The organism is Longimicrobium sp. (assembly GCA_036389135.1).
Classification (GTDB): domain Bacteria; phylum Gemmatimonadota; class Gemmatimonadetes; order Longimicrobiales; family Longimicrobiaceae; genus Longimicrobium.
Map to the genome: position 1 here is coordinate 105,265 of DASVQP010000027.1, position 25,860 is coordinate 131,124.

The window sequence follows — 25,860 nt, forward strand, 5'->3', positions numbered from 1 at the left end:
GGTGATCAACCACGCGTGAACACGCCCATCTGCGTCGGCGAGCCGAGAGCGGGGTCATCGGGGCCAACGGGTAGGAAGCGCACCGTGTAGCCGAAGCGCTCCGCAATTCCGCCCGCCCACTCGCGGAACTCCGCGCGCGTCCACTCGAAGCGGTGGTCCTTGTGGCGAAAGGCGCCGGCGGGGAGCGTCTCCCACATGGCGTTGTAGTCCCGGTTGGGGGTCGTCATCACCACCGTCCCAGGACGCGCGAACTCAAAGAGCACGCGCTCGAACGCCCGCAGCCGCGGCGGGTCCAGGTGCTCGATCACCTCCACCACCGCCGCCGCGTCGAACTCCGCGATGCGAGGGTCGCGGTACATCAGCGAGCCGTGGATCAGCCGGACGCGCTCGCGCTGCTTCGGCGGCATGCTCTCCAGCCGCAGACGGTCGCGCGCGGTCTCCAGCGTACGCACCGCGACGTCCATCCCCAGGATCTCGGTGAACTGGCGGTCGTCCAGCAGCATGCGCAGCAGCCGCCCCTCGCCGCAGCCGAGGTCCACCACGCGCGCCGCCCCGCTCGCCCGAAGCGCGGCCGCCACCGCGCCCAGCCGCTGCTGGTTGAGGCCGATCCGCTCCTCCGTGATCACCTCGGGTGCCTCCGCCGCCGGCGCCTCCGGCTCGGGCTCTTCATCATCCACGAGCCGCGACAGGGCTTCGCGCGCCAGGCTGTGGCGGTGCCGCAGATAGCGGCGGGCGATCATGTCGCGCTCCGGGTGGCCCGCCAGCCAGCCCTCGCCCTGGCGCAGCAGCTTCTCCACTTCGTCGTCGCCGACCCAGTAGTGCTTGGCGTCGTCCAGCACGGGCACCAGCACGTACAGGTGGCGAAGCAGATCGGCGAGCCGTGCCGTGCCCCGCAGCGTGACGGTGTGGTAGCGGCTCTCGCCCCAGGCCGGGAACGTCTCGTCGAGCGGATGCCGCTCCACCTCCAGCGCGTAGCCGAGCGGCTCGAACAAGCGCCGCAGCATCTCCTCGCCGCCGCGGCAGGGGACGACGGCGATGCGCGCCTCCAGCGGGATCGGCGTCGCCGCGAGTTCCGGCCGGTCCTTGCTCTTCCCCGACAGCGCGCTCCCGAACACCTGCGCGATCGCCACGCTGAGGAATGACGACGCGACGTACGGCCGGTCGTTCACGTACTGCTGGTCCGCGCCCGCCGCCCCGCCGCGCACCAGCCCCACCGGATCGACGTCGAGCAGCACCGCCGCCGTGCACCGCTCCTCCGAGACCTCCGGGTAGAAGACGTGCGCCTGCCCGAATGAGAGCGGAAAGCTCTGCGCGCGTGCCGGGTTCTTGTAAAGCAGATACCCCAGGTCCGTGGCCGGCCGGTGCGTGGTTGTGATCGTCAGCAGCATGGGTCCCGCGTTGGTTTGTCGGGTGAAGATGTGCGTTGTCGGGCCATAAAAACGCCCCGCCTCAGTTGCTACGAGGCAGGGCGTTGGGAGTCTTGCTCCCCCCGGTTCCGCGTGCCAAAGGGCTACGCCGGAACGATCCTCGTGCATGTCATCCACAGAATGGCACTGATGCGGAACGCGCACGCTCCGGCTCTTGGGGGCGGGGTAAATCGCGGTGTCCTGACAGACGTTCCAAGTATCAGCACCACGTCCTCCCCGCATCCGAAGCAAAGGTCCAGAAACGACGAAAAGAGCCGCATTCCTCTTGCCTTCCGTTAGGATGGCACGGCAGGTGGCGTGCAGACGCACGCTCAACCGCCAGAGGGACGCGACTCCCGAAGCAGGACTTTGTCAGATCACGAACTCGTTGTCAAGCTCCTGCGGGTGAGGCGATTCCCCTGACCGTGCAATTAGTGCTTGACTGAGTATATCGTTTCTAGTATATCTCCAGGCCGGCACAGCCACGCTGAACCTTTCTTCATATGAGGCCGACGAATCGCAAGCAACTTTTCTGGGCGGGTTCGTCGAAGAAGGACGACATGGCGTCCCCTCCCGAAGTGCAGGACGATCTGGGGTACGCTCTCGATTCGGTGCAGGCCGGAGTGAGGGTGATTCCTTCGGCAACGCCCCTAACTGAGGGAAAGCTGAAGGGACTCGGAATATTGGAACTGGCTGACGATCACGACACCGATACGTATCGAGCGGTTTACACCACGAAGATCGGCGACGTGGTCTATGTGCTGCATGCTTTCAAGAAGAAATCGAAAAGCGGAATCGCGATTCCGAAATCAGACATGGATCTGATCCTTGATCGATACAGGGCGGCGAAGAAGCATTATATAGAAGAGGTGGCGGCTAAAATGCGACGCACACCTTCTGAGAACCCGCTAATGAAGAAGCGCTGATGCCCCGACAGGAGAACGACGTAATGCCGGAAACGAGCGTGGATTTCGAGAAGAGCAGCGGCAACGTCTGGACAGACGCAGGGCGTGTTGACGCCACCGAGGCACAAGCACGAGCGGAGTTGCTCCGCCAGATCACCAGCATCATCCAGCATCGGCATCTTACGCAAGCGGACGCCGCGAAAATCCTCGGCACGACCCAGCCTACGATTTCCGATCTGATGCGCGGAAAGCTCTCGAAGTTCAGCTTCGAACGGCTCTTCCACTTCCTCATGCTCCTGGGGCGCGACGTTAAGATCGTCGTTCGTCCGAAGCCGCGCTCTCGCAAGGCGGGCGCGTTGAGCGTCACTGGGTGAGGCCCGCCTGATCAACTGCCAGCATCACGGGAGTCTCTCCGGGGGGGCGGTCGAGAATCCACGCGAGATCCACGCGATAGAGGAATCAACTGTCGGCCTGGTGACCCCTGGCAGCCTCATCGCCGGCGTTCACCGCCATCATCAATCCAAGGGCTTGCAGCGCCTTAAAGGATGAGGCGCTTATCGACGACATAGGAATTGGCGAAGGTTATAAACTACAACGAGCGAAGCTCCACCTGTGTTCCGTCGGGCATGGTGGCGATCTGTTCGCAGATCGGTCCCCAGCCGTCCAGGTGATCGTAAAGGGAGCGGACACGGAAGTTGGACGGCTCGAATTCGCCTCCGAGCGCGGGGAGCATGACGTAGCTGAAGCACTCGGCCGGGCCGCGCGTCAGGCCCTGCGCTTCGATCGCGTCCACGAGTCCCGGGCCGAACCAGTAGTTCCGCTGCGCCTCATCTTCCCAGGCGTCAGCCAGCGCGGACCGGCTGGGTGCAGCGGGAGTCAACTCGATGCTTCCGACATCGAGCCAGTGCACCGCGCCTCCCGCGTCTTCCAGGAACAGGTCCCCGAGGGCGGTGCCGAACAGGATCGTGCACGAGGCCGGCACCAGCCAACGCCAGTGCCGCAGTAGCCGCACATGATCGAGATCGTCAGTGGTGATGCCGTACCGGTTCATCAGAGTGGGATCGTTCAGCTACGCATGGTGTTCAGTCACGGCTCTGGAAGCGGCGCCGCCTCTTCGGGAGTCGCGGCTGGCAAGGTCGTGTTGGTGTCGGCGGGCGTCATGGCCGCGGCGGTGGTGTCTGGAGTCGTCGGCGTCGGGGTTTGGGCGGCGGGCACGGCCGTCGACGGGCCGGCGGGTTCGCTCTCGACTCCGCTCTTCCCGGTGGTCTGCGGAGCCTCCTTCGGATCGGAGCTGCACGCGGCGAGGATGCACAGGAGGGCGAGCAGGGCGGCGGGCTTAGGCATGGTATCCCTTGGCTTGAGGATCGGCGCGGGTCCGTTACGGGACCGGGGGTGGAGTTCTGCGGGACGTGTCCGCCTCCATCCTCCACACCACCTCGCTGGCGGCATCGCGGCCGCGGCGGAGCACGAACGATGCGGGGCGGTCCACCGTCAGTGCCGGACGGCCGGGGACGTCCGGCGCGAGCGCCTCGGGGCCCGGGTGCAGGAAGAGACCCGTCGCGTCGATGGTGTCGCGGGCGGCGGACTCAGCCAGGTCGCCGACCTCCACGATGCGCCCGCCTCGGCGCGCCAGCGGATCGGCGAAGTTGATCGTCACGTCGGCGCGGTAGGGCTCCAGCCCGGGCACCACCACCGTTGAGCCGCGCACGAGCAGGTCGTTGACGGACCTGCCGTTCTCGGGCAGCTCCTCGTAGCGCGCGGGGTCGGCGGCGGCGTACGCCTCGGTGGCGATGGCGTCGAGCGCGGTCAGGAGCGCCACGAAGTTCACCCTGCGCAGGTACTGCTTCTCGGGATCGTTCCGCCAGCCGCCCGACTCGATGAGCACCGTGCTCGTCCCCCAGCTCTGCATCAGGTCGCCGAAGGCGCGCGGGTTGAAGGTGTCGTCGTAGCGCGCGACGTGGCCGGCGACCAGCGGCTCGGCGGCCATGCGCACCACCGCGGCCACGCGCTTCGCCCGCATGCGCACGGCGTTGTCCTCGCGCGACGGGGAGAACGGCGGCGCGAGCAGCGCGATGGCCGCCAGCCGGTCGCTCGTGCCGACACGGGCGCGGATGTCCTGGTCGTGCAGGTTGAAGCCGAAGTGGGGGCGGAACCGCTCGTGCACCGCGCGCAGGAGCCGCCCTTCGGGAGTGGCCTGCGCCCGCGCGTCACGGTTGATGTCGATCCCCATCGCGTTGCGCCGCTGGAAGCGCTCGGCTCCGTCCGGGTTGAGCATGGGGACGGCCTCGATGGTCAGCCGCTCCGCCAGGCGCCGTGCACGCGGATCGTCCGGCGCTTCGGCGAGGAAGCGGAAGAGGTCCGCGAGCGCCATCGTGGCGGTGGACTCGTTGCCGTGCATCTGCGACCAGAGCAGGACGCGCGTGGGGCCCGCGCCGTAGCGCACGCGGTAGATCGGGCGCCCCTCGGCCGAGCGGCCGGCCTCATCGCGCTCCGGACCGCCCGCCGCATCGACCAGCGGGCCCAGCGCGGTCCACAGCTCCCGGTGCGTGAACTCGCGCGTGCCGATTGCGCCCACCCGGTAGCGCTCGTGCAGCCGCGTGAGCTCGCCCGTGTCCGCGCCCGCGCGGAACCCGCCTGTGACCGCCTGCCGCCGCGCGCACGCAAAGAGCGAGAGCGGCACCAGGACGACGGCGAGCGCACGCGCGGACGCGGCCCCGCGCGTCGAGCTCAAGAATCTCATCGTGGTCAGCGGCGGGTGGCCGGGCGGGCCAGGTAGTCCACCGCCAGCTGCGTCATGGCGCGCACGCCCACGGGGAGCGCGCCCTCGTCCGCGAAGAAGAAGGGCGAGTGGTTCGGCGCAACCTTGGAAAGGTCCTGTCCGGCGGGGACCACTCCCAGGAAGACGAAGAGCCCCGGCACCCGCGCCTGGAACTCGGAGAAGTCCTCCGCGCCCATGGTGGGCGGCACCAGCTGCACGCGCTCCGCGCCGCCGACGCGCTGGAGCGTGGGGAGCATCCGCTCGGTGAGGGCGGGATCGTTGAAGGTGAGCGGCGCCACGCCCTTGTCGATCACCACCTGCGCGGTGGCGCCGGCGCTCTGCGCGATCATCTCGGCGGTGCGGCGGATGCGGTCGTGCACGTCGGTCTGCATGTCCTTGTCGAGCGTGCGGATGGTGCCCACCATCACCACCGAGTCGGGGATGATGTTGCCGCGCACCCCGCCGTTGATGCTCCCGATGGTCACCACGATCGGCGCGGTGGTCAGGTTGGTCTGGCGGCTGGCGATGGTCTGCAGCCCCTGGACGATCTGCGCGCTGATGACGATGGGGTCCACGCCGCTCCACGGCACCGCGCCGTGCGTCTGCCGGCCGCGCACGATGATGCGCAGGTTGTCCGCGGCGGCCATGGCGCCGCGCGGGCGGTACGAGATGGTGCCCACCGGCGCCGGGATGACGCCCACGTGCAGCCCGAAGATGGCCTCTGGCTTCGGGTTCTCCAGCACGCCCTCCTTCACCATCATCTTCGCGCCGCCCTCCTCGCCGGCGGGCGGACCCTCCTCGGCGGGCTGGAAGATGAACTTTACCGTGCCCGGGAGCTGCGCGCGCATTCCGGCCAGCACCTCCGCGGCGCCCATCAGGATGGCGACGTGGTTGTCGTGCCCGCAGGCGTGCATCACCCCCACCTGCTGCCCGTTGTATTCCGCCCTCGCCTTCGACGCAAAGGGGAGGTCCACCTGCTCCGTGACCGGCAGCGCGTCCATGTCCGCCCGCAGCGCCACCACGGGCCCCGGCCGGCCGCCCTTGAGCACCCCCACGACGCCGGTGTGCGCTACACCCGTCTGCACCTCCATCCCCAGGCCGCGCAGGTGCTCGGCGACGAGGCGGGCGGTGCGCACCTCACGGTTCCCCAGCTCCGGGTTCTGGTGGATGTCGCGCCGCCACGCCACCACCTTGGGCGTCACCGCATCCACACGCCGCTGGATGTCGGCATCCGCGGGCCCGCCCTGCGCCGCGGCGGGGAGCGGTGCCAGCGCGAGCGCACCCAGCAGCCAGGCGGCGCGGGCGGGGGAACTCTGGATACTGCGCATCGGAAAGCTCCTGGTCACGATCTGGGGGCGGTGCGGGCGAGTTGGGGAGAAGATAACGCGCGAAGCCGCGTACGGCATGCGGTACATCGGCCACGGCCGGGTCGAATAGATACGACTGAGCACCGAACGACGCGCACGGCGATTGAGAGCAACATATAACTGGCTCCGTTGCATACAACGCAAAAGTATTTAACGTACCATCATGCCTAGAACGACTCCGCCGATGCCGCTCCCCGTGAAGCGGGCGCTGCGCAAGCTCGGCAACGACCTGCGCGCCGCCCGGCTGCGCCGCCGTATCCCCACCGCCGTCATGGCGGAGCGTGTGATGGTCAGCCGTCCCACGCTCCTGCGCATGGAGCAGGGAGACCCCTCGGTGTCGATGGGGATCTACGCGACCGCGCTCTTCGTCCTCGGGCTGCACGAACCGCTCGGCTCGCTCGCCGACATCAGCCGCGACCCGGTGGGGCAGGGGCTGGAAGAGGCGGCGCTCCCTTCGCGGATTTACAGCACGCCCCGCAAGCGCACATCGAAGGAACCATGAGCGAGCCCCGCGCCCTCGTGTACGCCGACGTGCGGGGCGAAACCCGGCGAGTGGGCCGACTCTGGACTTCCGCGGGGAAGGGCCGTGAGGCCGCGAGCTTCCAGTACGACGACGAATGGCTCGCGGACGGCTTCGCACTGGACCCGGCGCTTCCGCTGGGTGGCGGTGCGTTCCACACGGGCGGCGGGCGTCCCCTCTTTGGTGCGCTGGACGACTGCTCGCCCGACCGGTGGGGGAGGAGCCTGGTCGCGCGGGCGGAACGGCGGCTCGCCCGAGAGGAAGGCCGGGCGCCCCGCACGCTCTTCGCCATCGACTACCTGCTGGGAGTTTCGGACGAGGTGCGGCAGGGTGCGCTCCGCTTGACGGCGGCCGAGGGCGGGCCGTTCCTGGCGACGAGCGAGGGGGTTTCCGTGCCTCCCATGGTATACCTTCCACGGCTTCTGGCCGCGACGGACCGCGTGCTGGCGGACGAGGAATCGCCGAAGACCTGCGCCTCCTGCTGGCTACGGGTGGCTCGCTCGGCGGTGCCTGGCCCAAGGCATCGGTGCGAGACCAGGGCGGCGACCTGCTGATCGCGAAGTTTCCCGCGCTCTACTACGAATACAACGTGGTGCGCTGGGAGGCCGTCGCCCTCGCGCTCGCGCGGAAGGCGGGGATACCGGTTTCGGACTGGCGGATCGAAACCGTCGTCGATCGTCACGTCCTGCTTCTGAGGCGCTTCGACCGCAGGGGACGGGAACGCATTCCCTTCCTTTCCGCGATGAGCATGCTCGGCGCAAAGGATGGAGAAACCCATTCTTACCTCGAGATCGCCGATGCGCTGCGCGCCTATGGGGCCGCCGCCGCGACCGACCTGAAGGATTTGTGGCGGCGGATCGTCTTCGGGGTCCTGATCTCCAACACCGACGACCACCTGCGAAACCACGGGTTCCTGTGGGAGGGCAGCTCAGGGTGGCGCCTTTCCCCAGCGTACGACGTGAACCCCACCCCGACCGACCTGCGGCCGCGAATCCTGCAGACCGCCATCGGTGATGATGAAGACCTGAGCGCCTCACTCGATCTCGCGCTCGCCGTCGCCAGGAGCTTCGGGCTGAAGCTGGGGGATGCGAAAGCGATCGCCAGGGAAGTGGGCGGGGTAGTCGCCGGATGGAGGCAGGAGGCGGCGCGAATCGGCATCCGCGAAGCCGAGATCGACCGGATGGTCAGCGCGTTCGAGCACGAGGACCTGGATGCGGCCCGGCGACTCTGAGGGCGTATCCGCGCGGCGCATCTGAGAGCATCAACCTGAGTGCGGAGGCGAGGTGGGGCGGGAGAAGAAGTAGCCTGCGCATAGTCGCAGCCCGCTTCGCGCCCCTGGCCTCCGCTGGACGTCATCGCCGCCGCCGACGAAGCGCCTGCGCGATCGCCTGCTCCGCGAGCGGCGCCATCACGCGGTAGCCGGCCTCGTGCGGGTGCACGCCGTCGGCGGAGAGGTCGCCGCGCAGACCCTGCCGCTCGTCCGCCATCGCCGAGTGGAAGTCCAGGTACACCGCGCCGTGGCTCACCGCGTAGTCCCTGATCCAGGCGTTCAGCGCGACGATTAGGGGCGCCGGCTCCAGATCGGGCCTCCACCGGTAGCGGAAGGCCGGCAGTACGGACGCGAGGACCACCCGGATGCCGTTCGCCTGCGCCAGCTCGGTCATGGACGCGATGTTGTCCTGGATCATCTCCAGCGTGGCCGGGCCGGTGTTCCCCGCGATGTCGTTGGTCCCCGCGAGTATCACCACCACCTTCGGCTTCAGCGCGATCACGTCCTGGCGGAAGCGCACCAGCATCTGCGGAGACGTCTGGCCGCTGATGCCGCGCGCTACGTACGGCTTCCGCGGGAACATCGCGGCGAAGTGGGGAGCCCATCCCTCCACGATTGAGTTGCCCATGAAGACGACGCGCTCCTCACCCCTTTGCGGCGGCCCGAGCGCGGCGTTCTCCGCGCGGAAGCGCTCCAGGTACGCCCAGTCCGTCCGTAGCCGGTCCGGCGTCTGCGCCTCGGCGGCGGCGGGCGCGGCGATGGCGCCTCCCAGGGCCGCCGCCTTCGAAAGGGCCTTCAGCATGTCGCGGATCATCGTCGTGGCGCGGGGCGTCATTGGCGCCCCGCGTCGCGGTTCCGCGGCGGATTGCCCAGCACGGAACGCTGCACGGCATCAGCGACGGCGGTGCGCAGCGGCCCCAGCTTCGGGTTGTCGCGGGTGGGGTTGATGCGGTTCGTCAGCAGCACCACGAAGACGCCGTTCACGGGGTCCATCCAGATGGAGGTGCCGGTGAAGCCCGTGTGGCCAAACGAGGTCGGGGAGAAGTAACGGCCCGCGCTCGAACCCGGGTACGGGGTGTCCCAGCCCAGCGCGCGGCTGGATGTTCCGGGGTTCTGGCGCCGAGTCCAGCGCGAGATCGTCTCGGGGCGCAGGATGCGCACGCCACCGTACTCGCCGCCGTTCAGCATCATGGCGGCGAAGACGGCCAGATCGCGCGCGCTGGAGAAGAGCCCCGCGTGCCCCGCCACGCCGCCCAGCGACCAGGCGTTCTCATCGTGCACCACCCCCCACACCTGCCCGCCACGAAACGCCTGCACCTCCGTCGGCGCGATGCGGGGGCGGAGCGATTCCGGCGGATTGAACCGCGTCTCGCGCATCCCCAGCGGCTCGAATACGCGCCTGCGAAGGAACCCGTCCAGCGGCTCGCCCGTCACGCGCTCGATCACGAGCTGGAGGACGATCAGGTTCCAATCGATGTACTCGGTATGCGTGCCCGGCGGGTGCGCCAGCGGGCGGGCGTTGATCGCCTTGAGGTACTCGTCGCGCCCCTTCGCCTCGCGGTACAGCACGTGGTACGCCCTCATCCCGCTGTTGTGGACGAGGAGCATGCGCGGGGTGATCGCCGCCTTGTCGGCCGCGTCGAAGTGGGGTAGGTAGTGGGCGACGGCGCGGTCGAGGTCCAGCCGCCCCTCCTCTTCCAGGATCATCGCCGCCGTCGTGGTGGCGACCACTTTCGTCAGGGAGGCGAGGTCGTACAGCGTGCTGTCGGTGACGGCGGGCGCGCCCTGCGCCCAGTCCGTGCGCCCGTACCCCTTGCTCGCCACGACCCGCCCGCTCCGCCCCACGGCGATGGCCGCTCCCGGCGAGGCGCGGTCCGCGATGGCCGCTTCCAGGATTGAATCGAGCGACGGGATCAGCCGCTCGCTCATCCCCACGTCTGCCGGCGCCACGAGCGCGGGGCGCGGGGCGGGCCGCGGCGCCGCAGCCCGTGGAGGAGCCGCGGCGGGCTTCTCGCGCGTCGGGGCCGGCGAGGGTGCGCACGCGGACAGCGCGACGATCGCGGCGAAGAAGACTCGGTTCATAACATCTCCATGGGGACGGCTGGCCTCACACAGAGACACAGAGGGGCGAAGAAAGGACAAGGGAAAGGGGTTTCCTCTGCGCCTTGCGGTTCCCTCTGTGTTCTCTGTGTGATGGTGTTCTCTCATGGTGGGCCTTCTGGCAGGTCGCGGCGCACAATGGTGCCGTTGATGCCGCGGATGATGGGCGGCAGGTCGCGGAGCTGGACGGGGGTGAGGCCGCTTCCGTCGAAGGCGTAGGTGGTGTAGGCCACCGAATCCCCACGAAAGTCCAGGATGGTGATCGTCTGCCGGGGCGGCGCCGAAGTGCCGAGCAGGGGGCGCGGCCCCTGGCCGAGGGCGCCGGTGTGCAGCAGCTCGAGCGCGCCGCGTCGTCCGGGATAATAGGCGTGGTGATGGCCGCTGATGTAGGTGTGCACGCCGTGGTGCTCCAGGATGCGGCGCAGCGAGTCGGGCTCCTGGAGCACCTCGCCGGGGCGGTTGCGGCCCTCCGCGACGGCGTAGAGGGGGAGATGGCCGAGCACCAGGCGATGGCGCGCGGTGCGGGCCGGGTGAGCGGCGAGCTGCTCGCGCACCCACCGCATCATCGGCAGCTCCCCCACCGTGCCCGCGAACGATGCGTCCCACACCAGCACGAAGACATCACCCTGCCGGAAGCTGTAGTACAGCGGGAAGTGCGTGCTGTCCACGAACGCCACGCCCGTGCGGCGCGCCTTCCAGTGCTCGACGGCGAACGCGCGGTCGCGGCGGTGCGCGGGGTGCGCCGAGCCGTCGTGGTTGCCCAGCGTGAAGCCGAACGGAATCCGCGCGTCCCGCAGCGGCCTTGCGACGGCGGAGTCGAAGGCCGCCCACATCGCGCGCACGCTGTCGTCCGGCAGCGACGGCTTCTGCCCCGCGATCAGGTCGCCGGCCGCGAGCACCAGGTCCGGTCGCCAGACCTCACGGATCATGCGCACGGCCTGGTGCACCTGCGGCTCGTACTCGGTCGATCCGTAGCTGCTGTTCAGGTCGCTGATCACCACGATGCGCAACTCGCCGCGCTCGGGCGAGCACGAGGGCGGGACCGCCGCGCCCGCAAACAGGAGCACGAATGCGAGCGGCTTCAGCGAGCGGCGCATGCTACCGGGCCGCGGGGCGCGAGCCGGACGCCATCGCCGCGAGGAGGTAGGTCAGGTTCGCGGTGCCGTCCATGATCGGCTCGTTGGTGGAGTAGTCGCCGAAGTCGTCGTGGTACACCACGTCGCTGGTGTTGAACGCGGCGAACTCGTCCGGATCGTGAAGGCGGATGTACTGGAGGTTGCGGAAGATGGAGCCGTACACCGGCCCGTCCACCAGGCCGCCCAGTTGCGTCCGGACGCCCATCTGGTGCGCCACCACCGAGTGCGGGTGGCGCGGGGACACGCCGGCCGCCGGGTACCCGATGACCATCGACGTGCCCCACGGGTTGGTGCCGAAGAGCCAGTCCAGCGCCGCCTGCTCGTACTCGCGAAAGCGCTCGTCGCCGCTCATCTGCCGGTACAGATACGCCTGCGTGGCGAACGAGGCCATCAGGTTGTTGGAGCACCAGATGAAGGGGATGCCGACGCGGAAGCCGTTCTCCGCCCGACCCACTACGCGCTCCAGCCCCTCGCGGTAGTAGGCGATCATCCGCTCCTTCTCCGCGCGCGCGCCCTGGCGCCAGAGCTCGTAATGGCCGCTGTTGTGCCACGGGTACCACTGGTAGTGGCGCGCCGTGTCCGCTCCCATCCACGGCGTGACGGGCTCCTGCCGCGCGTACATCACCGCCTCGCCCAGGTAGCGCTGCTCGCCGGTCAGCGCGTGGAGCTCGGCGGCGCCCAGCTCCATGTCGTCTACCCAGTTGTGCTCTTCGTAGAAGTAGGGCGCGCCGGCCGGGGCGGTCTGGCAGGCGCCCGGATACCTGCGCCCCAGCTCGTACGCCGCGAGCGCCTTCGTGCGCAGGGTGAGCGCGAAGGCGCGGTCGTGCGAGGCCAGCAGCCGCGCCCCCAGCGCCATCGCCGACGCGTACTTCCCGGCGGTGGATGCGTAGCCGTTGGCGCGGTTGCGGTAGCGCAGCAGCCCCTGCGGGCGCCCCGTGCACGGGTACGCGGGGCGGAAGCTCCCCTTCCCCCACCCGTAGTTGGACGAGTCGGTGGGCGGCAGGTCGAGGAAGGCGTGGTCGCGGTCGTCCCCCAACTGGTTCAGCATGAGGCTGTCCTCGGGGAACATGCGCACCAGCCACTCCAGCCCGTGCCGCGCCTCGTCCAGCACGTCCGCGATGCCGTTGCGCCCCGGGAGCCCGTTCGCCAGCACCGAATCGGCGAAGGCGGCGGGGTGGTCGCGGTACGCCATCAGCATCACGAAAGCGGCGTTGGCGGAGGTGGTGACGTACTGCAGGTAGTCCGCCGCATCCGCCCACCCGCCCGCCACCGGCACGAACTCGCCGGCGCGCGTGGGATGATCGACCAGCTTTCCGTCCGTGCGGTGGTGAACGGAGTCGCGGAAGAGCGGGTTGAAGCCGGAGCGCTGCTGGCGCATGTACATCAGCAGCGTGTCCGCCGCGCCCGCGTACGCCGCCCGCGACACGCGCACCGGCCGCGACGTCGCCCCGCCCGCACTTACCCGGTAAATCCCCTCGCGCCGCAACGCCGAAAAATCGAGCCGGTGCGTGCTCCTGCATGCGCCGAACGCTCCCGCCGCCCGCGCCCGCGCCGGCCCGAACACCCGCCGGCCACGCTCGTCCGTCAGCGTGAACGTGCGCACCTCCCGCGGCTGCAGCGAGCACACCACCGCCACCTTGGGCGCATCCGGCAGGTAGCCCACCTGGTTGATCCGGATGTGCGTTACCGTGTCCGCCAGCGCGAGCGGTATCAGGAGCGACAGGATCATAACAGTTCTAAGGTTCGCTAAACGGCAATCTCACACAGAGCCGCGGAGGAAACAGAGAGGACACGGAGGCACACACCGAACTCTCCGTTCTCCTTGCTGTTTCCTCTGTGTCTCTGTGTGAGCGTTGTTGTTCCTCACGGCCACGGGATCTGCGGCGAGCGGTGGAAGTTGACGCCCATCATCTCCCAGCGCGGCGCCTGCGCGGCGAGGCGTACGCGGAAGCTCTCCCAGTCCTTGGCCGCCGCCGGGCTCCAGCCGATCTCGGCGATGGCGGGGAGGCGTGGGAAGGCCATGAACTGGAGCGCCGTCATGTTCTTCACCGTTTCGCTCCACATCGGCGCCTCCACGCCGATCACGTTCGCTTCCGTGACGCCGGAGAGAAAGGATGCGGGATCCCATTCGTAGGCGTGCCGTACCTCCACGAAGCCGGCCCAGTTGAGCCCCAGCATCGTCTCGCGCGTGTAGCGCATGTCCAGGTACGCGCGGCTCGAAGGCGACAGGATCAGCTTCGCCCCCTGCCGCACCGCGGCCACCGCCGCCGAGTCGCTTCGCCACTGCTGCACGAGCGTTGTGGGACGAAGGCGCGCCTTTGCGACCTCCTCCCACCCGACCATCCGCTTGCCGTGCCGCCCAACGATCTCCTGGACGCGCTCGATGAAGCGCGCGTAGTCCGCCGGCGTGAGCGCCTCCACCTCGTCGCCGCCCACGTGGATGTACGGTCCGGGCGTGATGGCGGCGAGCTCGCGCACGACGTCGTCCACCAGCCGGTAGGTCTCCTCTTGATCGGCACACAACGCGCTGAAGCCGACCCGGATCCCGGTGTAGGGGGCGGGCGCCTGCTTCCCGCAGCTCAGCTCGGGGTAGGCGACGAGGGCCGCGTTGGTGTGCCCCGGCAGGTCGATCTCGGGGACGATGGTGATGTGGCGCTCCGCCGCGTAGCGCACGATCTCCGAGTACTCGCGCTGCGTGTAGAAGCCGCCGGGCCCTCCGCCCACCTGCGTGCTCCCGCCGACCTCCGCCAGCCGCGGCCGCGACGCGATCTCGATCCGCCACCCCTGGTCGTCGCTCAGGTGCAGGTGGAGGACGTTGATCTTGTAGAGCGCGATGGCGTCGATGTACTGCTTCACCTCGTGCACCGTGAAGAAGTGGCGCGCCACGTCCAGCATCGCCCCGCGCCAGGCGAAGCGCGGCCGGTCCCGGATCACGCCGGCGGGAATCTTCCACGGTCGCCGGGACTGCACGCTCTCCTCCGCCTCGATGCGCGGCGGCAGCATCTGCCGGAGCGTCTGCACCCCGCGGAACAGCCCCGCCGCGCGATGTGCGACCAGCGCCACGGAGTCGCGTGTGATGCGGAGCTCATAACCCTCCTCCCCCAGCGCCGCCCCCGCCGTCAGACTCAGCGAAATGCTCCCGCCCGAGGCCGAAACCGGCACCGGAAACCCCGTCGGCGTGCGCAGCATCTCCGCGAGCTGCGCACCGACCGCCTCCGCCCCCGCCTCCACGCGAATCCCCGTGGCCGCCGTGATGGCGAACGAATCCGCCTCCGCCAGCACGACCGACGCGGGCGCCGGGATGATGCGGTGCGCGACCGGCGCGCCCACAGGCGCCGGCGCGACGACCGGGGCGGTTCGGCACGCGCCCGCGCCCATCAAGCCGAACAGGGCAAGCACGAACGCACTGCGACGGGGTTTCTTCACCATGCAGCTTCGCGTGGGGAGGATGGCAACGGAAATCCGGGAGCGGATCAGTGTAGGACGAAGCTGCTCGCCGCCACAAGGGACCCGCCGCCGCCGCCCTCCGTGCCCTTGCGGTTCCCTCCGTGGCCTCTGTGTGATGCCGTTCCGCACGATTCTCTTTGCCACCTCGATATCCGCCCGCTAGAATCAGCATCCTCACCCACGCCCCGCCCGCCCCCCTGGAGCACACCCGATGAAGCTCGCCCTCGTCGACTGGCTGATCGTGGCCGCGTACTTCGTCCTTTCCGCGGCCATCGGCCTCGCCTACACGCGCCGCGCGGGGAAGAGCGTGTCGGAGTACTTCGTCTCCGGCCGCTCCGTGCCCTGGTGGCTCGCGGGCACGTCGATGGTGGCCACCACCTTTGCCGCCGACACGCCGCTGGCGGTCACCGGGATGGTGGCGACGAACGGGATCGCCGGGAACTGGCTCTGGTGGAACATGGTGATGAGCGGAATGCTCACCGTGTTCTTTTACGCCCGGCTCTGGCGGCGCGCGGGGGTGATGACCGACGTGGAGTTCACCGAGCTGCGCTACAGCGGCAAGCCGGCGGCCATCCTGCGCGTCTTCCGCGCGCTGTACATGGCGCTCCCCATCAACCTGATCATCATCGGCTGGGTGAACCTGGCCATGCTCAAGATCCTGGGCGTGACGCTGGGGATCGCGCCGGTGCAGGCGCTGGTGGTGATGTTCGTGGTGACGATGGCGTACTCGGTGCTCTCCGGGCTCTGGGGCGTGCTGGTGACGGACTTCGTGCAGTTCGGGATCGCGATGGGCGGGTCCATCATCCTGGCGATCTTTGCCGTGAACGCCGTCGGCGGCATCGACACGCTCGTCGCGCGCCTTCCGGAGCATTACGGCTCGGCCGATGCCGCGCTCTCCTTCTTCCCGCGCAGCGACGCGGCGTGGATGCCGCTCACCGCCTTCCTGGCGTACCTCTCCGTGCAGTGGTGGGCGACCTCGTATCCCAGCGCGGAGCCGGGCGGGGGCGGGTACATCGCGCAGCGCATCTTCAGCGCCCGCACCGAGCGCGACGGGATGCTGGCGACGCTCTGGTTCAACATCGCCCACTACGCCATCCGCCCCTGGCCGTGGATCCTGACCGCGCTCTGCGTGGTGGTGCTCTACCCGGACCTCGAAGACCCCGCCACTGGCTACATCCGCGCCGTCGTGGACCTGCTCCCCACCGGCTTCCGCGGGCTGATGATCGCGGCGTTCGCGGCGGCGTACATGTCCACCATTGCCACGCAGCTCAACTGGGGCGCGTCGTACCTGATCAACGACCTGTATCTCCGCTTCGTGAACCCGCACGCCGAGCAGCGGAAGGTGATCGCGCTCTCCCGCCTCGCCACCGTGGTGACCTTCATCATGGGCTCCGGCGTCACCTACATCCTGTACTGGGTGGGCTCCATCGAGGGCGCGTGGCGCATCATGATCGCACTGGGGGCGGGGACGGGGCTGGTGTACATCTTTCGCTGGTACTGGTGGCGCATCAACGCGTGGTCGGAGATCAGCGCCATGATCGCCGCGCTGGTCTCCTTCGCCGCGCTCACCGGCCTGGGCATCTACGACCCCGTGGACCCGCTGGAGGGCGCACACCTGATGCTCGCCACGACGGTCATCACCACGATCGTCTGGGTGTCCGTCACCTTTCTGACCGCCCCCACCGACGAGGCGAAGCTGGTGGACTTCTACCGCCGCGTGCGCCCCGGCGGCCGCGGGTGGCGCCCGGTGCAGGCCCTCGCCGGCTTCCCCGGCGAGCCCGTGGCCGAGGGCGCGCTGGGGTTGGCCAACTGGGTCGCGGGCGTGGTGAGCGTTTACGCCACCCTCTTCGGCGTCGGCCGCCTGCTCTTCGGCGCCTACACCGAAGCCGCGCTCTACCTCCTGGCCGCCGCCATCGCCTTCGCCGTCATCGCCCGGAACCTCGGCCGCGGCGAGGAGGTGCACCGGCTGCGGGAGCCGGTGGGCGAGCCGGCAGGGGGAGCGGCGGAGTGAAGGTATGGCGGCTCCGATCTGGTTCGGTCGGATCAGCCACCACTGCCGGGTCGCCTATCTGGCTGTTGGAAATCCCGGCGGTGCACTCGTGGTAGATGTCGCCTCGTACACGAGGGCGTCGAGCAATGCGACACGCGCGTGCCAGACACGCCGCTCGTCCGCACTTTCAGGTTCGCTCGTGTGTATCCACCCGAAGCGCCATATCCGCTCGTGCAAGTCGAGGTATCCTGCAATGGTCCGCTCGGCGTGTCCGAAGATTGCGCGAATACGAGGACGATTCGCATTATTGTACGTAATGAACGTGTCTTGCCGCTTCATGCAAAGGAGCCTAGACGCGGCACCAAGGTCGACTCCGAACAACCCAGTAAGCCCGACCAAGCAGCTTTGTACCTGCTCAAGTGAAATTTGTCCGGACAGCGGGATCGGGTCTAGAAATTCACCTAGTGCTTGCGGGTTCGTGCTTACGAGACCTACGAACTTCCCAGCAACGGCCATTCGCCCGAAGTACCCACTCGAAGATCGTCCGAAGCCGGCGACATGCTTTCTCGCGTCAGGGGGCATCATCCTGAATATTGGGTACTTCGCGAAGTGGCGCCGGGACTCTTCCGCTTCCTGTAGGTAAGAGCCAAGTGGGTGATCGAATACATGGATTTGAGCGTGGTTTGCGAGTATCCGCTCATCTTGGGCTTTGATCAACGCGTAGTATTCTGGCCAAGGAACGTTTAGGTCTCGTTGTCGAGTAACGATCGGTGTCCATGAGGCAGGCCGGGGAACGGGCCGTGGGTGGGGCCGCTGCTTATACGCAGTTGTATAGAGCGCGAGCCAATCCGCGTCGGGGACGAAGCTCCGTGGCCCGCTCCAGAGCGCTTCGATGAACTTGATGATCTCGGACAGTGCTGGGTGCTCACGAGCCCCCTCCAGCAGCACGTTCAACTCCGTGTTGCCTGCAAAGCCACCTGGGGTGAAATTGCTGGACCCGAGGAGGGCGATCGCGTCATCCCCCTTCGCTCCAACGATTACCTTCGGGTGATAAACTCCCGCGGTGTCTTCGACTACTCTGAGGATACCGCGCTGCTTTGCCAGAGCCGCAAGTGCGAACGGTTCCGTTTGCGCGAAGTGAACTCCAATGACAGCCTTTCTGATCTTCCGCATCGGGAGTATTTCCCAATGCGCGGCGCGCCCACGGTCCGATGACGCCCAGGCGTAAGCAAGGTATAAGTCATCCGCCCAATCCGTGAGTGTTCGTAGCGCGGATAGTGTTTGCGGCGAGTTGCTGAGAACAGTGACTGCGACTTGAGAATCCAGAGCGTTTTTCATGCGGACTCAGCGTGGGAGTTAAGCAGAGCCTGAATGCAGCGCTGCAGCACCTTGTCTGATCACTGCGGTCTCGTGCACCTTGAATTCGCGCATGACGGCGCCCCTTTTGAGCAACCAAGCACTTAGGCGAGATCGGACGTTGACGGCACAGGAGCTTGCATGCCCGTTCTGTGGCATCACGGAGCCGGTTGTCCTGCTTCGGAACCAGCATGCGCTTGCGTTCAGAGATCGCTTTCCGGTTTCTCCAGGACACACGCTTGTGGTTCCACACCGGCATTTCCACAGCGTGTTCGATGCCACGCCCGCTGAGCTCGCCTCACTATGGGAGCTTGTCCAAACGGTCCGGAGCGCGCTTATGGCTGAGTTTGCTCCGAATGGTTTTACGATTGGAGTGAATGATGGCGGTGCCGCGGGCCAGACAATCGCACACGGTCACATCCACCTCATCCCGCGGTACTCAGGCGACGTCCCCGATCCCAGAGGCGGGATTCGTTGGGTTATTCCGGCACATGCCGCGTACTGGCAGCAACCATGAACCCCGCCGTACCGCCGGAGCAGCAGATCCACTTTCTGCAGCAGCTCCAACGGCTGTTGAATGACGGTAGCTTCGTCGCGACTTACAAGTTCGCGTTGTTGCACGCCATCGCCGATCTCGCGGTGCTACATGGCAACGACTCGGGCGGGGAGCTCCGTCTCGGAACACGGGAGATCGCGGAGGAGATCATCGAGTTGTACTGGCGCCAGGCCCTCCCGTTTCCCGCGGGCGGGACGGGTACCGCTCTTGTCCTGAGGCAGAATACAGGACGGCAGGCGGCCATCCTCGTCAAGATCCTTCAAGCGCAGGAGAGTTGCGGCACATCGCTGGTGCGGTACCGCAGGCGCAGAAGCGAATGGGAGCGGCTGGTGCGCGAGGTCGATCAAGTCGTTCGCGAGATGCCACTCTGGAGGCTGCAGACCGTCGGTAACGAGCGCCTTTCGTTCCTGTACGAGAACGTCGATACTGGCAATGAGATCACGCTCAAGCCGGGCGTCGCGTTCTGCCTTCGCGCATTCTACCCGCTGATTCTGGATCTTGTACGTGGCGTCTGGCTGCGCCACGTGCGTACTTACAACACGGCCGCGCTCGGCGAGAGTAGTGAGCTCGGAGCATTCCTGTTCGGGACGGGTCGCGGGTCGCTCGCGGTGTATCAGCCGATTCTCGTCGAGGTGCAGAATGGTACCTGCTTCTACTGTCGGTCTGCTCTGCACGGCGCGGGGGAGGTAGATCACTTCATACCCTGGACTCGCTACCCCGTGGACCTTGGGCATAACTTCGTTCTCGCGCATGCCGGCTGCAATCGGAGCAAGTCGGATCACTTGGCTGCCGAGGGGCATCTCGAGCACTGGCTCTCGCGCAACGAAGCATTCTCGGGCGTACTGGCAAGCGCGTTTGATGCTGCCGGTGCGGCCTACTCCGTAGCCGCGAGTACCCAGATCGGCCGCTGGGCGTACGCCCACACCTCACGAATCGGAGGACAGGTCTGGGAAAAAGGAAACCTCCTTCGACCGCTCTCGCCGCATTGGGAGACTTTGTTCCTTTCTTCCAACACGCTGGTCCGATCAGCGTGGTGACAGTGACGGCTGCCCGCCGTTGCCCACCTTGCTGCGCCGTTGCAATCGCCCCATGATGCGAGAGGCATCGCAGCACACACGCATTCCACGGAACCCGGGGGCACGATGTTCCGGACTGCAGCCATCGTTCTCGCCCTGCTCTTCGGCAGGGAGCAGCTTTCCGCGCAGGCTTCCAGTGCGGGCGGGCCGGTAACCGCGCTGGTGGGGGGCACGCTCATCGACGGCACTGGGCGCCGGCCGGTGCCCGGCGCGACGGTGGTGATGCAGGACGGGAGGATCGTGTGCGCGGGGAGGTGCGCGGTGCCGGCGGGGGCGCGGAGGGTGGACGTGCGCGGCAAGTACGTCATCCCGGGACTCGTGGACGGGCACGTGCACTACTCGCAGACCGGGTGGGCCGACGGGCGCCCCGATGCGCTCGACGTGCGCGCGCGCTTCCCGTACGACTCCACGATCGCGTCGCTGCAGGCGCACCCGGAGCGGTTCTATCGCAGCCACCTCTGCTCGGGGGTGACGGCGACGTTTGACGTGGGGGGATACCCGTGGACGTGGGCGCTGCGCGAGGGGGCGGAGAGGTCGACCGCGGCGCCGCACGTGGCTGCGGCGGGGCCGCTCCTCTCCACGCGCGACCACTGGGTGAACCTGCCGGCGGAGCGGCAGTTCGTGCATACCGCCACCGACTCGGCCACGCGGGCGGGGGCGCGCATGGCCGCTGCCTGGGAGAGCGACGCGGTGAAGGTGTGGTACCTGGTGGGCGCGAATTCGCCGGACACCGCCGCATCCAAGTCGCGCATCCGCGTGGCGGCCGAGGAGGCGCGGCGCGCGGGGATTCCGCTCATCGTGCACGCCACCAGCCTGTGGGCCGCCAAGGACGCACTGCGCGCCGGCGCCAAGCTCCTCGTGCACTCGGTGGAAGACGTGGCGGTCGATGACGAGTTCCTGCGGCTCGCGCGCGAGGCGGGCGCATCGTACAACCCGACGCTCACGGTGCGCGAGGGGTACCTTCAGCTGCGGGAGCAGCGCTTCAACCCGCAGGGACTTCCGCTGGAGTGCGTGGACCCGGCCACCCGCGCCAAGGCCTTCCTGACCGACTCACTTCCGCCGGCGGGCGGCGACAACGCGGCGATCCGGGCCCGCGCCGCGGAGGGCTACCGGCTGATGCTGGCGAACCTGCGGCGCGTCCACGCCGCGGGGATTCCGGTGGTGATGGGCACCGACGCCGGCAATCCCCTCACGCTGCACGGCCCCTCCGTGTACCGCGAGATGGCCGCCATGGCCGAGGCCGGGCTCTCGCCGATGGACGTGCTCGTCGCCAGCACCCGCAACGGCGCACGGGCTATGGGGAGGAACGACATCGGGACGGTGGAGCGGGGGAAGGTTGCCGACCTGGTGGTGCTGGACGCCAACCCGCTCGCCGACGTGGCGAACTACCGCAGGGTGTCGCGGGTGGTGCGCGGCGGAAAGGTCTGGACGCGGCGGGAGCTGGAGTACCGCTGACCTGCTTCGCCGCGCCAGAGTCTCACTGCCGTCACTTAAGCCGCTGCGCCTCGGACACACGGAACTGGCGCAGCGGCGTTGTGAAGAGTACTTGTTGTGAGCGCCCTTCTGCCTGCCCTCGGTTTCATGTTGACAGTAAACACGCCCCTGCCCCGTACTTATTCACCTGTAGTACCCCGCCAGCGGGCGGTCTCCCGCTCTTCTCCCATCGCACCTCCCGGAGCTTCCATGGACAACACACCGCACGCGCCCTACGTCAACACGCAGTCGACGCCTGGCGGCGTTCGCATCACGGGGATCGACATCGGGATCGGTGAACTGATCGTCCTGATGATCAAGGTGGCCATCGCCTCGATTCCCGCGGGCATCATCATCATGGTCGTGTTCGCGATCATCGGCGCCATCTTCGGCGGGATCTTCGCAGGGCTCATGGGCGGGCTGGGGAGCTGAACGCAACTCTGGGGATTTACCGGGTAAACCCGGCCGTACGCGGTTGGTAAAGACAGGTGCCTTGCTCCGGAGCCCGGAGCAAGGCATCTTTACGACCGGTCCTCACTCACACCCGCAACGCCTCCTCCCTCGCACATGGCACACATCACCTGCTTCACCGTCCAGAAGGGCGGTGCGGGCAAGACCAGCATGACGGTAAACGTGGCCGGCACGCTGGCCGGGGCCTATGGGCTCCGCACCCTGGTGATCGACGCGGACCCGCAGTGCAACGCCACGGCGGCGCTGCTGGGGTCCGACTACGCCGACCCGGGCTATGGGCCCACCTTTGCGGACGTGCTGGAGGGGCGCTCCACCATCGCCGAGGCCGCCGTGCAGAAAAGCTTTCCGACGCTGTGGACGCTGCCGGGGTCGGAAAAGCTGGTGGCGTACGAGATGGCGCGCGACGACGCGCGGCGCGGACGGGTGATCCACTCCGTCGCGTCGCTCCTCTCCGAGGCGATCCCGGAGGAGATCGATGTGGTGCTGATCGACACGCCGCCCTCGGGCGGGATCTGGCTGCAGGTGGCGCTGGCGGCGGCGCACAGCTACACCGTAGTCGCCACGCCGGACGACTTCTCGGCCAGCGGCGTGCTCAAGCTGATCGGCACGGTGGACCAGGTGTGCGCCGACTTCAACCCGGCGCTGCGCCGCGCGGGCTTCCTCATCAACCAGTACCGCCGCACCTCCGAGGGCGACCAGTACGTCCGCTTCTACCGCGACTGCTTCCCGGACGACGTCTTCCGCACGGTCTTTCCAATGCGTGGCGTGATCGGGTCGTCGCGCGGGATGCGTATGCCGGTGGAGCTGTACGAGCGGCTGTACCGGGTGAGCACGCCGGCCGCCCCCCTCTTCCGCGAAGTCGCGGCGGAGTGGATGGAGCGCGTGGGGATCGAGGGGCGTGGCGCGGTGCCGCGTTTCGACGGTGAGCAGATGGGGATCGGGCTGCAGGCGGTGGAGGTGGCGGCATGAGCAAGGCCCCACGTCCGGCGCTGGACCTTTCGAAGCAGCGCGCCGCCTTCACACAGGTGTCCAGCCAGCTCGCGGGGATGGCGCCGTCGCACCCGGCGGCGGTGGTGGACGGCGCCACGCGCGCCAAGAATCACCTGACGCTCCCAATCGCGCAGATCGAGGAGGAGGGCGCCTACGTGCGCGAGGTGGAAAGCGAGGAGGAGCTCGCGGATCTGGCGAGCTCCATCCGCATCGACGGCGACGTGCCGGGCGCCATCGGCGTGCGGCGCGTGGGACCGCCGGTCGCGCCGCGCTTCGTGCTCGTGTACGGGCGGCGCCGCCTGCACGCCGCCCGGCTCGCCGGCCTGCGTACGGTCACGGTGCGCGACCTGGGGCCCATCAGCGAGGAGGAAGCCTTCCTCCAGCAGATCGCGGAGAACGAGTCGCGCAGGGCGATGTCGGTGATGGATGCGTGCCTGGCGTACTATCGCGCGCACCACGGCTTCGGACACACCCAGGCGGTGCTCGCGGCGCGCGCGGGGAAGAGCCCCGGCTACGTGAGCTGGATGACGAAGGGCGGCGAAGCGCTGGCGCAGATGACCGAGGAGGAGCGCGCCGCCCTCGCCCGCCATCCGCGCATGGGCACCGCCGTATTCCGCGACACCTCGTCGAAGCCGCTCCCGGAGCGCGTGGCGACGCTCCGCGCCATGGCCCGCTCCGTCGTCGCCGGCGCGGCGCAGGCCGCGGATGCCGTCCCCTCGCCGATCCGCTGGTCGGCGGCGCGCGGCGGCACCCTGCGCCTGAACGCGCACCTCGATCCCAAGCGGCTCCACGACGACCGGGAGTACCGTGCGGAGGTGCGGGGCCTAGTCGAGCGGCTGGAGCAGATGCTGGCGGAGGCGGACGGCGGCTGAGCGTCGCCTGCGTTCTTTGGCCTCACACAGAGCCACAGAGGGGACAACAAGAACGGATAAGAAGAACTTTCCTCTTGCCTTTCCGTTTCCTTGGTGTCTTTGTGTGAGACGGCCGTTCCTTTCTTACACGCAGATTCCCATGACACAACACACCCACACGCCGCCGCGCGACGAGGCGCGGTGGGAGACCTGTGTCCAACTCGCCCGCACCCTGCTGATGGTGGGCGAGGGCGACCGGGACCTGGTGAAGGAGTACCTCGAGATCCTGATCGAGCGCGGGCTGCCCCAGGGCGGGCCGCCGAAGAAGGTGCTGATCGTGGGGGCGGGGATCGCGGGGCTGGTAGCCGGGTGGCTCCTCAAGAACGCGGGGCACCAGGTCACCATCGTGGAGGCGAACGGCAACCGGATCGGCGGGCGGCTCAAGACATTCCGGCAGGACCAGTGGCGCCCGGACCTTGGGGCGCCCTTTGTCGACCGAAAGCAGTACGCGGAGGCAGGAGCCATGCGCCTTCCCGACTTCCACCCACTCGTGCTCGCGCTCATCGACAAGCTGGGACTTCCGCGCCGGCCCTTCTTCAACATCGACGTAGAGGGCCCGGTGGAGCCGCAACCGGGCGTGCGCGTGCCGCCCGTGGTGTATCCACCGTTCGATGGGAGCGGCGAGTGGCGCAACGGGCCGGACAGCCCCGACTACCGCTTCCCGAAGCAGCGAAACAACGCGTGGCTGCGCACCAACGGGCAGCAGGTGCGGCGTGCAGACTACAACAACGGTCCGCGCGAGATCAATGAGGGGTTCGGGGTGCCGGCGGAGCAGGCGGGGACGGCGGCCGGAAAGCTCGTGAACGAGGCGCTGGACTGCGTGCGTGACTACTTCTCGACTGGCGAGGGCGGGAAGCGAGTGCGCAAGCCGTTCCCGGAGTGGGTGGAGGGGTGGGCGCGGGTGATCTACGACTTCGATCCGTACTCCATGTGGGGCTTCCTCAAGGAGCACGCGGGGTTCAGCGACGAGACGATCGAGGCCGTGGGGACGATTGAGAACCTGACGTCGCGCCTGCCGCTCTCCTTCTTCCACACCTTCCTTGGCCGCAGCGACATCCGGCCGGACGCGACGTACTGGGAGATCGAGGGGGGGAACTGGCGCCTGCCGTACGCCTTCCTCGCCTTTCTGCGCGACGAGATCCGCATGGGGCAGCGGCTGGTGCAGATGGAGTACTGGCACCCCGAGCGCGACTGCAACCAGTGCGTGCACGTGGGACCAGACGGCCCGGCGGTGTGGATCAAGTGCGTGGGCGAGGAGGCCGACGAGGACCGCGGCGGGTCCACGGGGAAGAAGCCGGTGTTTGAGGAGTTCACGGCGGACGTGGCGATCGTCACCATCCCGTTCTCCAGCCTGCGCCACGTGATCGTGGACCCGCTCTTCAGCTACAAGAAGCGCCGCGCCATCATCGAGCTGCACTACGACTCGGCCACCAAGGTGCTGCTGGAGTTCAGCCGCCGCTGGTGGGAGTTCACCGAGGAGGAGTGGAAGCGCGAGCTGGACGCCATCCGGCCCGGGCTGTACGAGCACTTCCAGGCCGGCGGCGAGGGGCAGGGCTCGTCCGCGCTGCTGGGGCCGATCCGGGGGTGGACGAGACGCGCATCGCCGGGCGGGAGAAGGCCTTCTACGCCGAGCTGCGCCACCAGAGCCCGCGCCAGCAGGAGGCGACGCACGTCTTCGGCGGCGGCACCATCACCGACAACCCCAACCGCTTCATCTACTACCCGTCGCACCGGGTGGAGGGGAGCGAGGGCGGAGTGGTGCTCGCCAGCTACAGCTGGGCGGACGACGCGGCGCGCTGGGACTCCATGTCCGACGACGAGCGCTATGCATTCGCGCTGCGCGGGCTGCAGTCGATCCACGGCGCGCGCATCGAGGTGTTCTACACCGGAAAGGGGCAGACGCAGAGCTGGCTTCGCAACCGCTACGCGTTTGGCGAGGCGGCGGTGTTCACGCCGGGTCAGCTCACGCAGTTCCATCCCAGCATCCCGACCCCCGAGGGGCCCGTCCACTTCGCGGGCGAGCATACGTCGCTGAAGCACGCCTGGGTGGAGGGCGCCATCGAGTCCGCCATCCGCGCGGCGCTGGAAGTCAGAGGTTGACCGCGAAGTCCTCCGCTTTTCTTGCAGT

General features: G+C 68.2%; 23 protein-coding genes. 12 read left to right on the top strand and 11 right to left on the bottom strand.

The annotated features are described in order from the left end of the window. Positions 1-5 precede the first annotated feature (5 nt). A complete protein-coding gene (locus VF584_05885; protein HEX8209698.1) occupies positions 6-1,388 on the bottom strand; it encodes a 3' terminal RNA ribose 2'-O-methyltransferase Hen1 in 1,383 nt (460 codons plus the stop codon). 521 nt (positions 1,389-1,909) lie between these two features. On the opposite strand from VF584_05885, the gene VF584_05890 reads away from it, so the two are divergent. Both VF584_05890 and VF584_05895 read left to right on the top strand, forming a co-directional pair. Continuing rightward, positions 1,910-2,332: a type II toxin-antitoxin system RelE/ParE family toxin gene (locus VF584_05890; protein HEX8209699.1), complete on the top strand. Its 423-nt coding sequence runs from the start codon at positions 1,910-1,912 to the stop codon at positions 2,330-2,332. 23 nt (positions 2,333-2,355) lie between these two features. After that, positions 2,356-2,685: a helix-turn-helix transcriptional regulator gene (locus VF584_05895; protein ID HEX8209700.1), complete on the top strand. Its 330-nt coding sequence runs from the start codon at positions 2,356-2,358 to the stop codon at positions 2,683-2,685. Between the two features lie 215 nt (positions 2,686-2,900). On the opposite strand, the gene VF584_05900 is transcribed toward VF584_05895, so the two are convergent. Genes VF584_05900 through VF584_05915 form a run of 4 tightly spaced genes read right to left on the bottom strand, consistent with a single transcriptional unit; the run spans position 2,901 to position 6,397 of the window. Continuing rightward, complete coding sequence (locus VF584_05900) at positions 2,901-3,362, bottom strand: T6SS immunity protein Tdi1 domain-containing protein (protein ID HEX8209701.1); 462 nt, start codon at positions 3,360-3,362, stop codon at positions 2,901-2,903. A gap of 35 nt (positions 3,363-3,397) precedes the next feature. Further along, entirely contained in the window at positions 3,398-3,655 is a 258-nt protein-coding gene (locus VF584_05905; protein HEX8209702.1) for a hypothetical protein, read from the bottom strand. Between the two features lie 34 nt (positions 3,656-3,689). After that, a complete protein-coding gene (locus VF584_05910) occupies positions 3,690-5,042 on the bottom strand; it encodes a M14 family zinc carboxypeptidase (GenBank protein HEX8209703.1) in 1,353 nt (450 codons plus the stop codon). 14 nt (positions 5,043-5,056) lie between these two features. Next, positions 5,057-6,397: an amidohydrolase gene (locus VF584_05915; protein ID HEX8209704.1), complete on the bottom strand. Its 1,341-nt coding sequence runs from the start codon at positions 6,395-6,397 to the stop codon at positions 5,057-5,059. Between the two features lie 202 nt (positions 6,398-6,599). On the opposite strand from VF584_05915, the gene VF584_05920 reads away from it, so the two are divergent. Genes VF584_05920 through VF584_05930 form a run of 3 tightly spaced genes read left to right on the top strand, consistent with a single transcriptional unit; the run spans position 6,600 to position 8,187 of the window. Beyond that, positions 6,600-6,938, top strand: coding sequence for a helix-turn-helix domain-containing protein (locus tag VF584_05920; GenBank protein ID HEX8209705.1), 339 nt, complete (start codon positions 6,600-6,602; stop codon positions 6,936-6,938). Further along, positions 6,935-7,510: a HipA N-terminal domain-containing protein gene (locus VF584_05925; GenBank protein ID HEX8209706.1), complete on the top strand. Its 576-nt coding sequence runs from the start codon at positions 6,935-6,937 to the stop codon at positions 7,508-7,510. The genes VF584_05920 and VF584_05925 overlap by 4 nt, the downstream gene beginning before the upstream one ends. Continuing rightward, a complete protein-coding gene (locus tag VF584_05930; protein HEX8209707.1) occupies positions 7,483-8,187 on the top strand; it encodes a HipA domain-containing protein in 705 nt (234 codons plus the stop codon). Before VF584_05925 ends, VF584_05930 begins: the two co-directional genes overlap by 28 nt. Positions 8,188-8,308: 121 nt before the next feature. On the opposite strand, the gene VF584_05935 is transcribed toward VF584_05930, so the two are convergent. The 5 genes from VF584_05935 to VF584_05955 all read right to left on the bottom strand — a co-directional run bounded on the left by VF584_05935 (position 8,309) and on the right by VF584_05955 (position 14,888). Then, positions 8,309-9,061: an SGNH/GDSL hydrolase family protein gene (locus tag VF584_05935; protein HEX8209708.1), complete on the bottom strand. Its 753-nt coding sequence runs from the start codon at positions 9,059-9,061 to the stop codon at positions 8,309-8,311. Continuing rightward, positions 9,058-10,308 carry a serine hydrolase domain-containing protein gene (locus VF584_05940; GenBank protein ID HEX8209709.1) on the bottom strand — a complete coding sequence of 417 codons (1,251 nt, stop codon included), beginning with the start codon at positions 10,306-10,308 and terminating at the stop codon, positions 9,058-9,060. Before VF584_05940 ends, VF584_05935 begins: the two co-directional genes overlap by 4 nt. A 122-nt stretch (positions 10,309-10,430) precedes the next feature. Continuing rightward, the gene (locus VF584_05945) at positions 10,431-11,423 is read right to left on the bottom strand and encodes a metallophosphoesterase (GenBank protein ID HEX8209710.1); all 993 of its coding nucleotides are present in this window, start codon (positions 11,421-11,423) and stop codon (positions 10,431-10,433) included. Between the two features lies 1 nt (position 11,424). Then, a complete protein-coding gene (locus tag VF584_05950; GenBank protein ID HEX8209711.1) occupies positions 11,425-13,191 on the bottom strand; it encodes a glycoside hydrolase family 9 protein in 1,767 nt (588 codons plus the stop codon). A 134-nt stretch (positions 13,192-13,325) separates the two neighbouring features. Next, positions 13,326-14,888, bottom strand: coding sequence for a beta-N-acetylhexosaminidase (locus tag VF584_05955; GenBank protein HEX8209712.1), 1,563 nt, complete (start codon positions 14,886-14,888; stop codon positions 13,326-13,328). Positions 14,889-15,120: 232 nt separating this feature from the next. On the opposite strand from VF584_05955, the gene VF584_05960 reads away from it, so the two are divergent. Further along, positions 15,121-16,920, top strand: a complete 1,800-nt coding sequence (locus VF584_05960; GenBank protein ID HEX8209713.1) for a sodium:solute symporter family protein — start codon at positions 15,121-15,123, stop codon at positions 16,918-16,920. Positions 16,921-16,974: 54 nt separating this feature from the next. On the opposite strand, the gene VF584_05965 is transcribed toward VF584_05960, so the two are convergent. Next, positions 16,975-18,072 (bottom strand): phospholipase D family protein, encoded by a 1,098-nt coding sequence (locus tag VF584_05965; protein ID HEX8209714.1) that lies wholly within the window; start codon positions 18,070-18,072, stop codon positions 16,975-16,977. Positions 18,073-18,768: 696 nt separating this feature from the next. On the opposite strand from VF584_05965, the gene VF584_05970 reads away from it, so the two are divergent. The 6 genes from VF584_05970 (at position 18,769) to VF584_05995 (ending at position 25,767) form a co-directional block, all read left to right on the top strand. Continuing rightward, complete coding sequence (locus tag VF584_05970) at positions 18,769-19,848, top strand: HNH endonuclease signature motif containing protein (GenBank protein ID HEX8209715.1); 1,080 nt, start codon at positions 18,769-18,771, stop codon at positions 19,846-19,848. A gap of 105 nt (positions 19,849-19,953) precedes the next feature. Beyond that, on the top strand, positions 19,954-21,342 hold the full coding sequence (locus VF584_05975) for an amidohydrolase family protein (GenBank protein ID HEX8209716.1): 1,389 nt from the start codon (positions 19,954-19,956) through the stop codon (positions 21,340-21,342). Between the two features lie 228 nt (positions 21,343-21,570). Then, complete coding sequence (locus tag VF584_05980) at positions 21,571-21,792, top strand: hypothetical protein (protein HEX8209717.1); 222 nt, start codon at positions 21,571-21,573, stop codon at positions 21,790-21,792. 135 nt (positions 21,793-21,927) lie between these two features. Beyond that, the gene (locus tag VF584_05985) at positions 21,928-22,800 is read left to right on the top strand and encodes a ParA family protein (GenBank protein ID HEX8209718.1); all 873 of its coding nucleotides are present in this window, start codon (positions 21,928-21,930) and stop codon (positions 22,798-22,800) included. Then, positions 22,797-23,693 (top strand): ParB N-terminal domain-containing protein, encoded by an 897-nt coding sequence (locus VF584_05990; GenBank protein ID HEX8209719.1) that lies wholly within the window; start codon positions 22,797-22,799, stop codon positions 23,691-23,693. The genes VF584_05985 and VF584_05990 overlap by 4 nt, the downstream gene beginning before the upstream one ends. Positions 23,694-23,832: 139 nt before the next feature. Then, positions 23,833-25,767, top strand: a complete 1,935-nt coding sequence (locus VF584_05995) for an FAD-dependent oxidoreductase (GenBank protein ID HEX8209720.1) — start codon at positions 23,833-23,835, stop codon at positions 25,765-25,767. Positions 25,768-25,860: the final 93 nt, after the last annotated feature.

Excerpts from the sequence above, each read along its gene's own strand:
- VF584_05950 (HEX8209711.1), bottom strand. The coding sequence starts at position 13,191 with ATGATCCTGTCGCTCCTGATACCGCTCGCGCTGGCGGACACGGTAACG.
- VF584_05965 (HEX8209714.1), bottom strand. The coding sequence starts at position 18,072 with ATGCGGAAGATCAGAAAGGCTGTCATTGGAGTTCACTTCGCGCAAACG.
- VF584_05900 (HEX8209701.1), bottom strand. The coding sequence starts at position 3,362 with ATGAACCGGTACGGCATCACCACTGACGATCTCGATCATGTGCGGCTA.
- VF584_05995 (HEX8209720.1), top strand. The coding sequence starts at position 23,833 with ATGACACAACACACCCACACGCCGCCGCGCGACGAGGCGCGGTGGGAG.
- VF584_05940 (HEX8209709.1), bottom strand. The coding sequence starts at position 10,308 with ATGAACCGAGTCTTCTTCGCCGCGATCGTCGCGCTGTCCGCGTGCGCA.
- VF584_05945 (HEX8209710.1), bottom strand. The coding sequence starts at position 11,423 with ATGCGCCGCTCGCTGAAGCCGCTCGCATTCGTGCTCCTGTTTGCGGGC.
- VF584_05985 (HEX8209718.1), top strand. The coding sequence starts at position 21,928 with ATGGCACACATCACCTGCTTCACCGTCCAGAAGGGCGGTGCGGGCAAG.
- VF584_05980 (HEX8209717.1), top strand. The coding sequence starts at position 21,571 with ATGGACAACACACCGCACGCGCCCTACGTCAACACGCAGTCGACGCCT.
- VF584_05925 (HEX8209706.1), top strand. The coding sequence starts at position 6,935 with ATGAGCGAGCCCCGCGCCCTCGTGTACGCCGACGTGCGGGGCGAAACC.
- VF584_05935 (HEX8209708.1), bottom strand. The coding sequence starts at position 9,061 with ATGACGCCCCGCGCCACGACGATGATCCGCGACATGCTGAAGGCCCTT.
- VF584_05885 (HEX8209698.1), bottom strand. The coding sequence starts at position 1,388 with ATGCTGCTGACGATCACAACCACGCACCGGCCGGCCACGGACCTGGGG.
- VF584_05915 (HEX8209704.1), bottom strand. The coding sequence starts at position 6,397 with ATGCGCAGTATCCAGAGTTCCCCCGCCCGCGCCGCCTGGCTGCTGGGT.
- VF584_05970 (HEX8209715.1), top strand. The coding sequence starts at position 18,769 with ATGAACCCCGCCGTACCGCCGGAGCAGCAGATCCACTTTCTGCAGCAG.
- VF584_05890 (HEX8209699.1), top strand. The coding sequence starts at position 1,910 with ATGAGGCCGACGAATCGCAAGCAACTTTTCTGGGCGGGTTCGTCGAAG.
- VF584_05895 (HEX8209700.1), top strand. The coding sequence starts at position 2,356 with ATGCCGGAAACGAGCGTGGATTTCGAGAAGAGCAGCGGCAACGTCTGG.
- VF584_05920 (HEX8209705.1), top strand. The coding sequence starts at position 6,600 with ATGCCTAGAACGACTCCGCCGATGCCGCTCCCCGTGAAGCGGGCGCTG.
- VF584_05975 (HEX8209716.1), top strand. The coding sequence starts at position 19,954 with ATGTTCCGGACTGCAGCCATCGTTCTCGCCCTGCTCTTCGGCAGGGAG.
- VF584_05905 (HEX8209702.1), bottom strand. The coding sequence starts at position 3,655 with ATGCCTAAGCCCGCCGCCCTGCTCGCCCTCCTGTGCATCCTCGCCGCG.
- VF584_05960 (HEX8209713.1), top strand. The coding sequence starts at position 15,121 with ATGAAGCTCGCCCTCGTCGACTGGCTGATCGTGGCCGCGTACTTCGTC.
- VF584_05990 (HEX8209719.1), top strand. The coding sequence starts at position 22,797 with ATGAGCAAGGCCCCACGTCCGGCGCTGGACCTTTCGAAGCAGCGCGCC.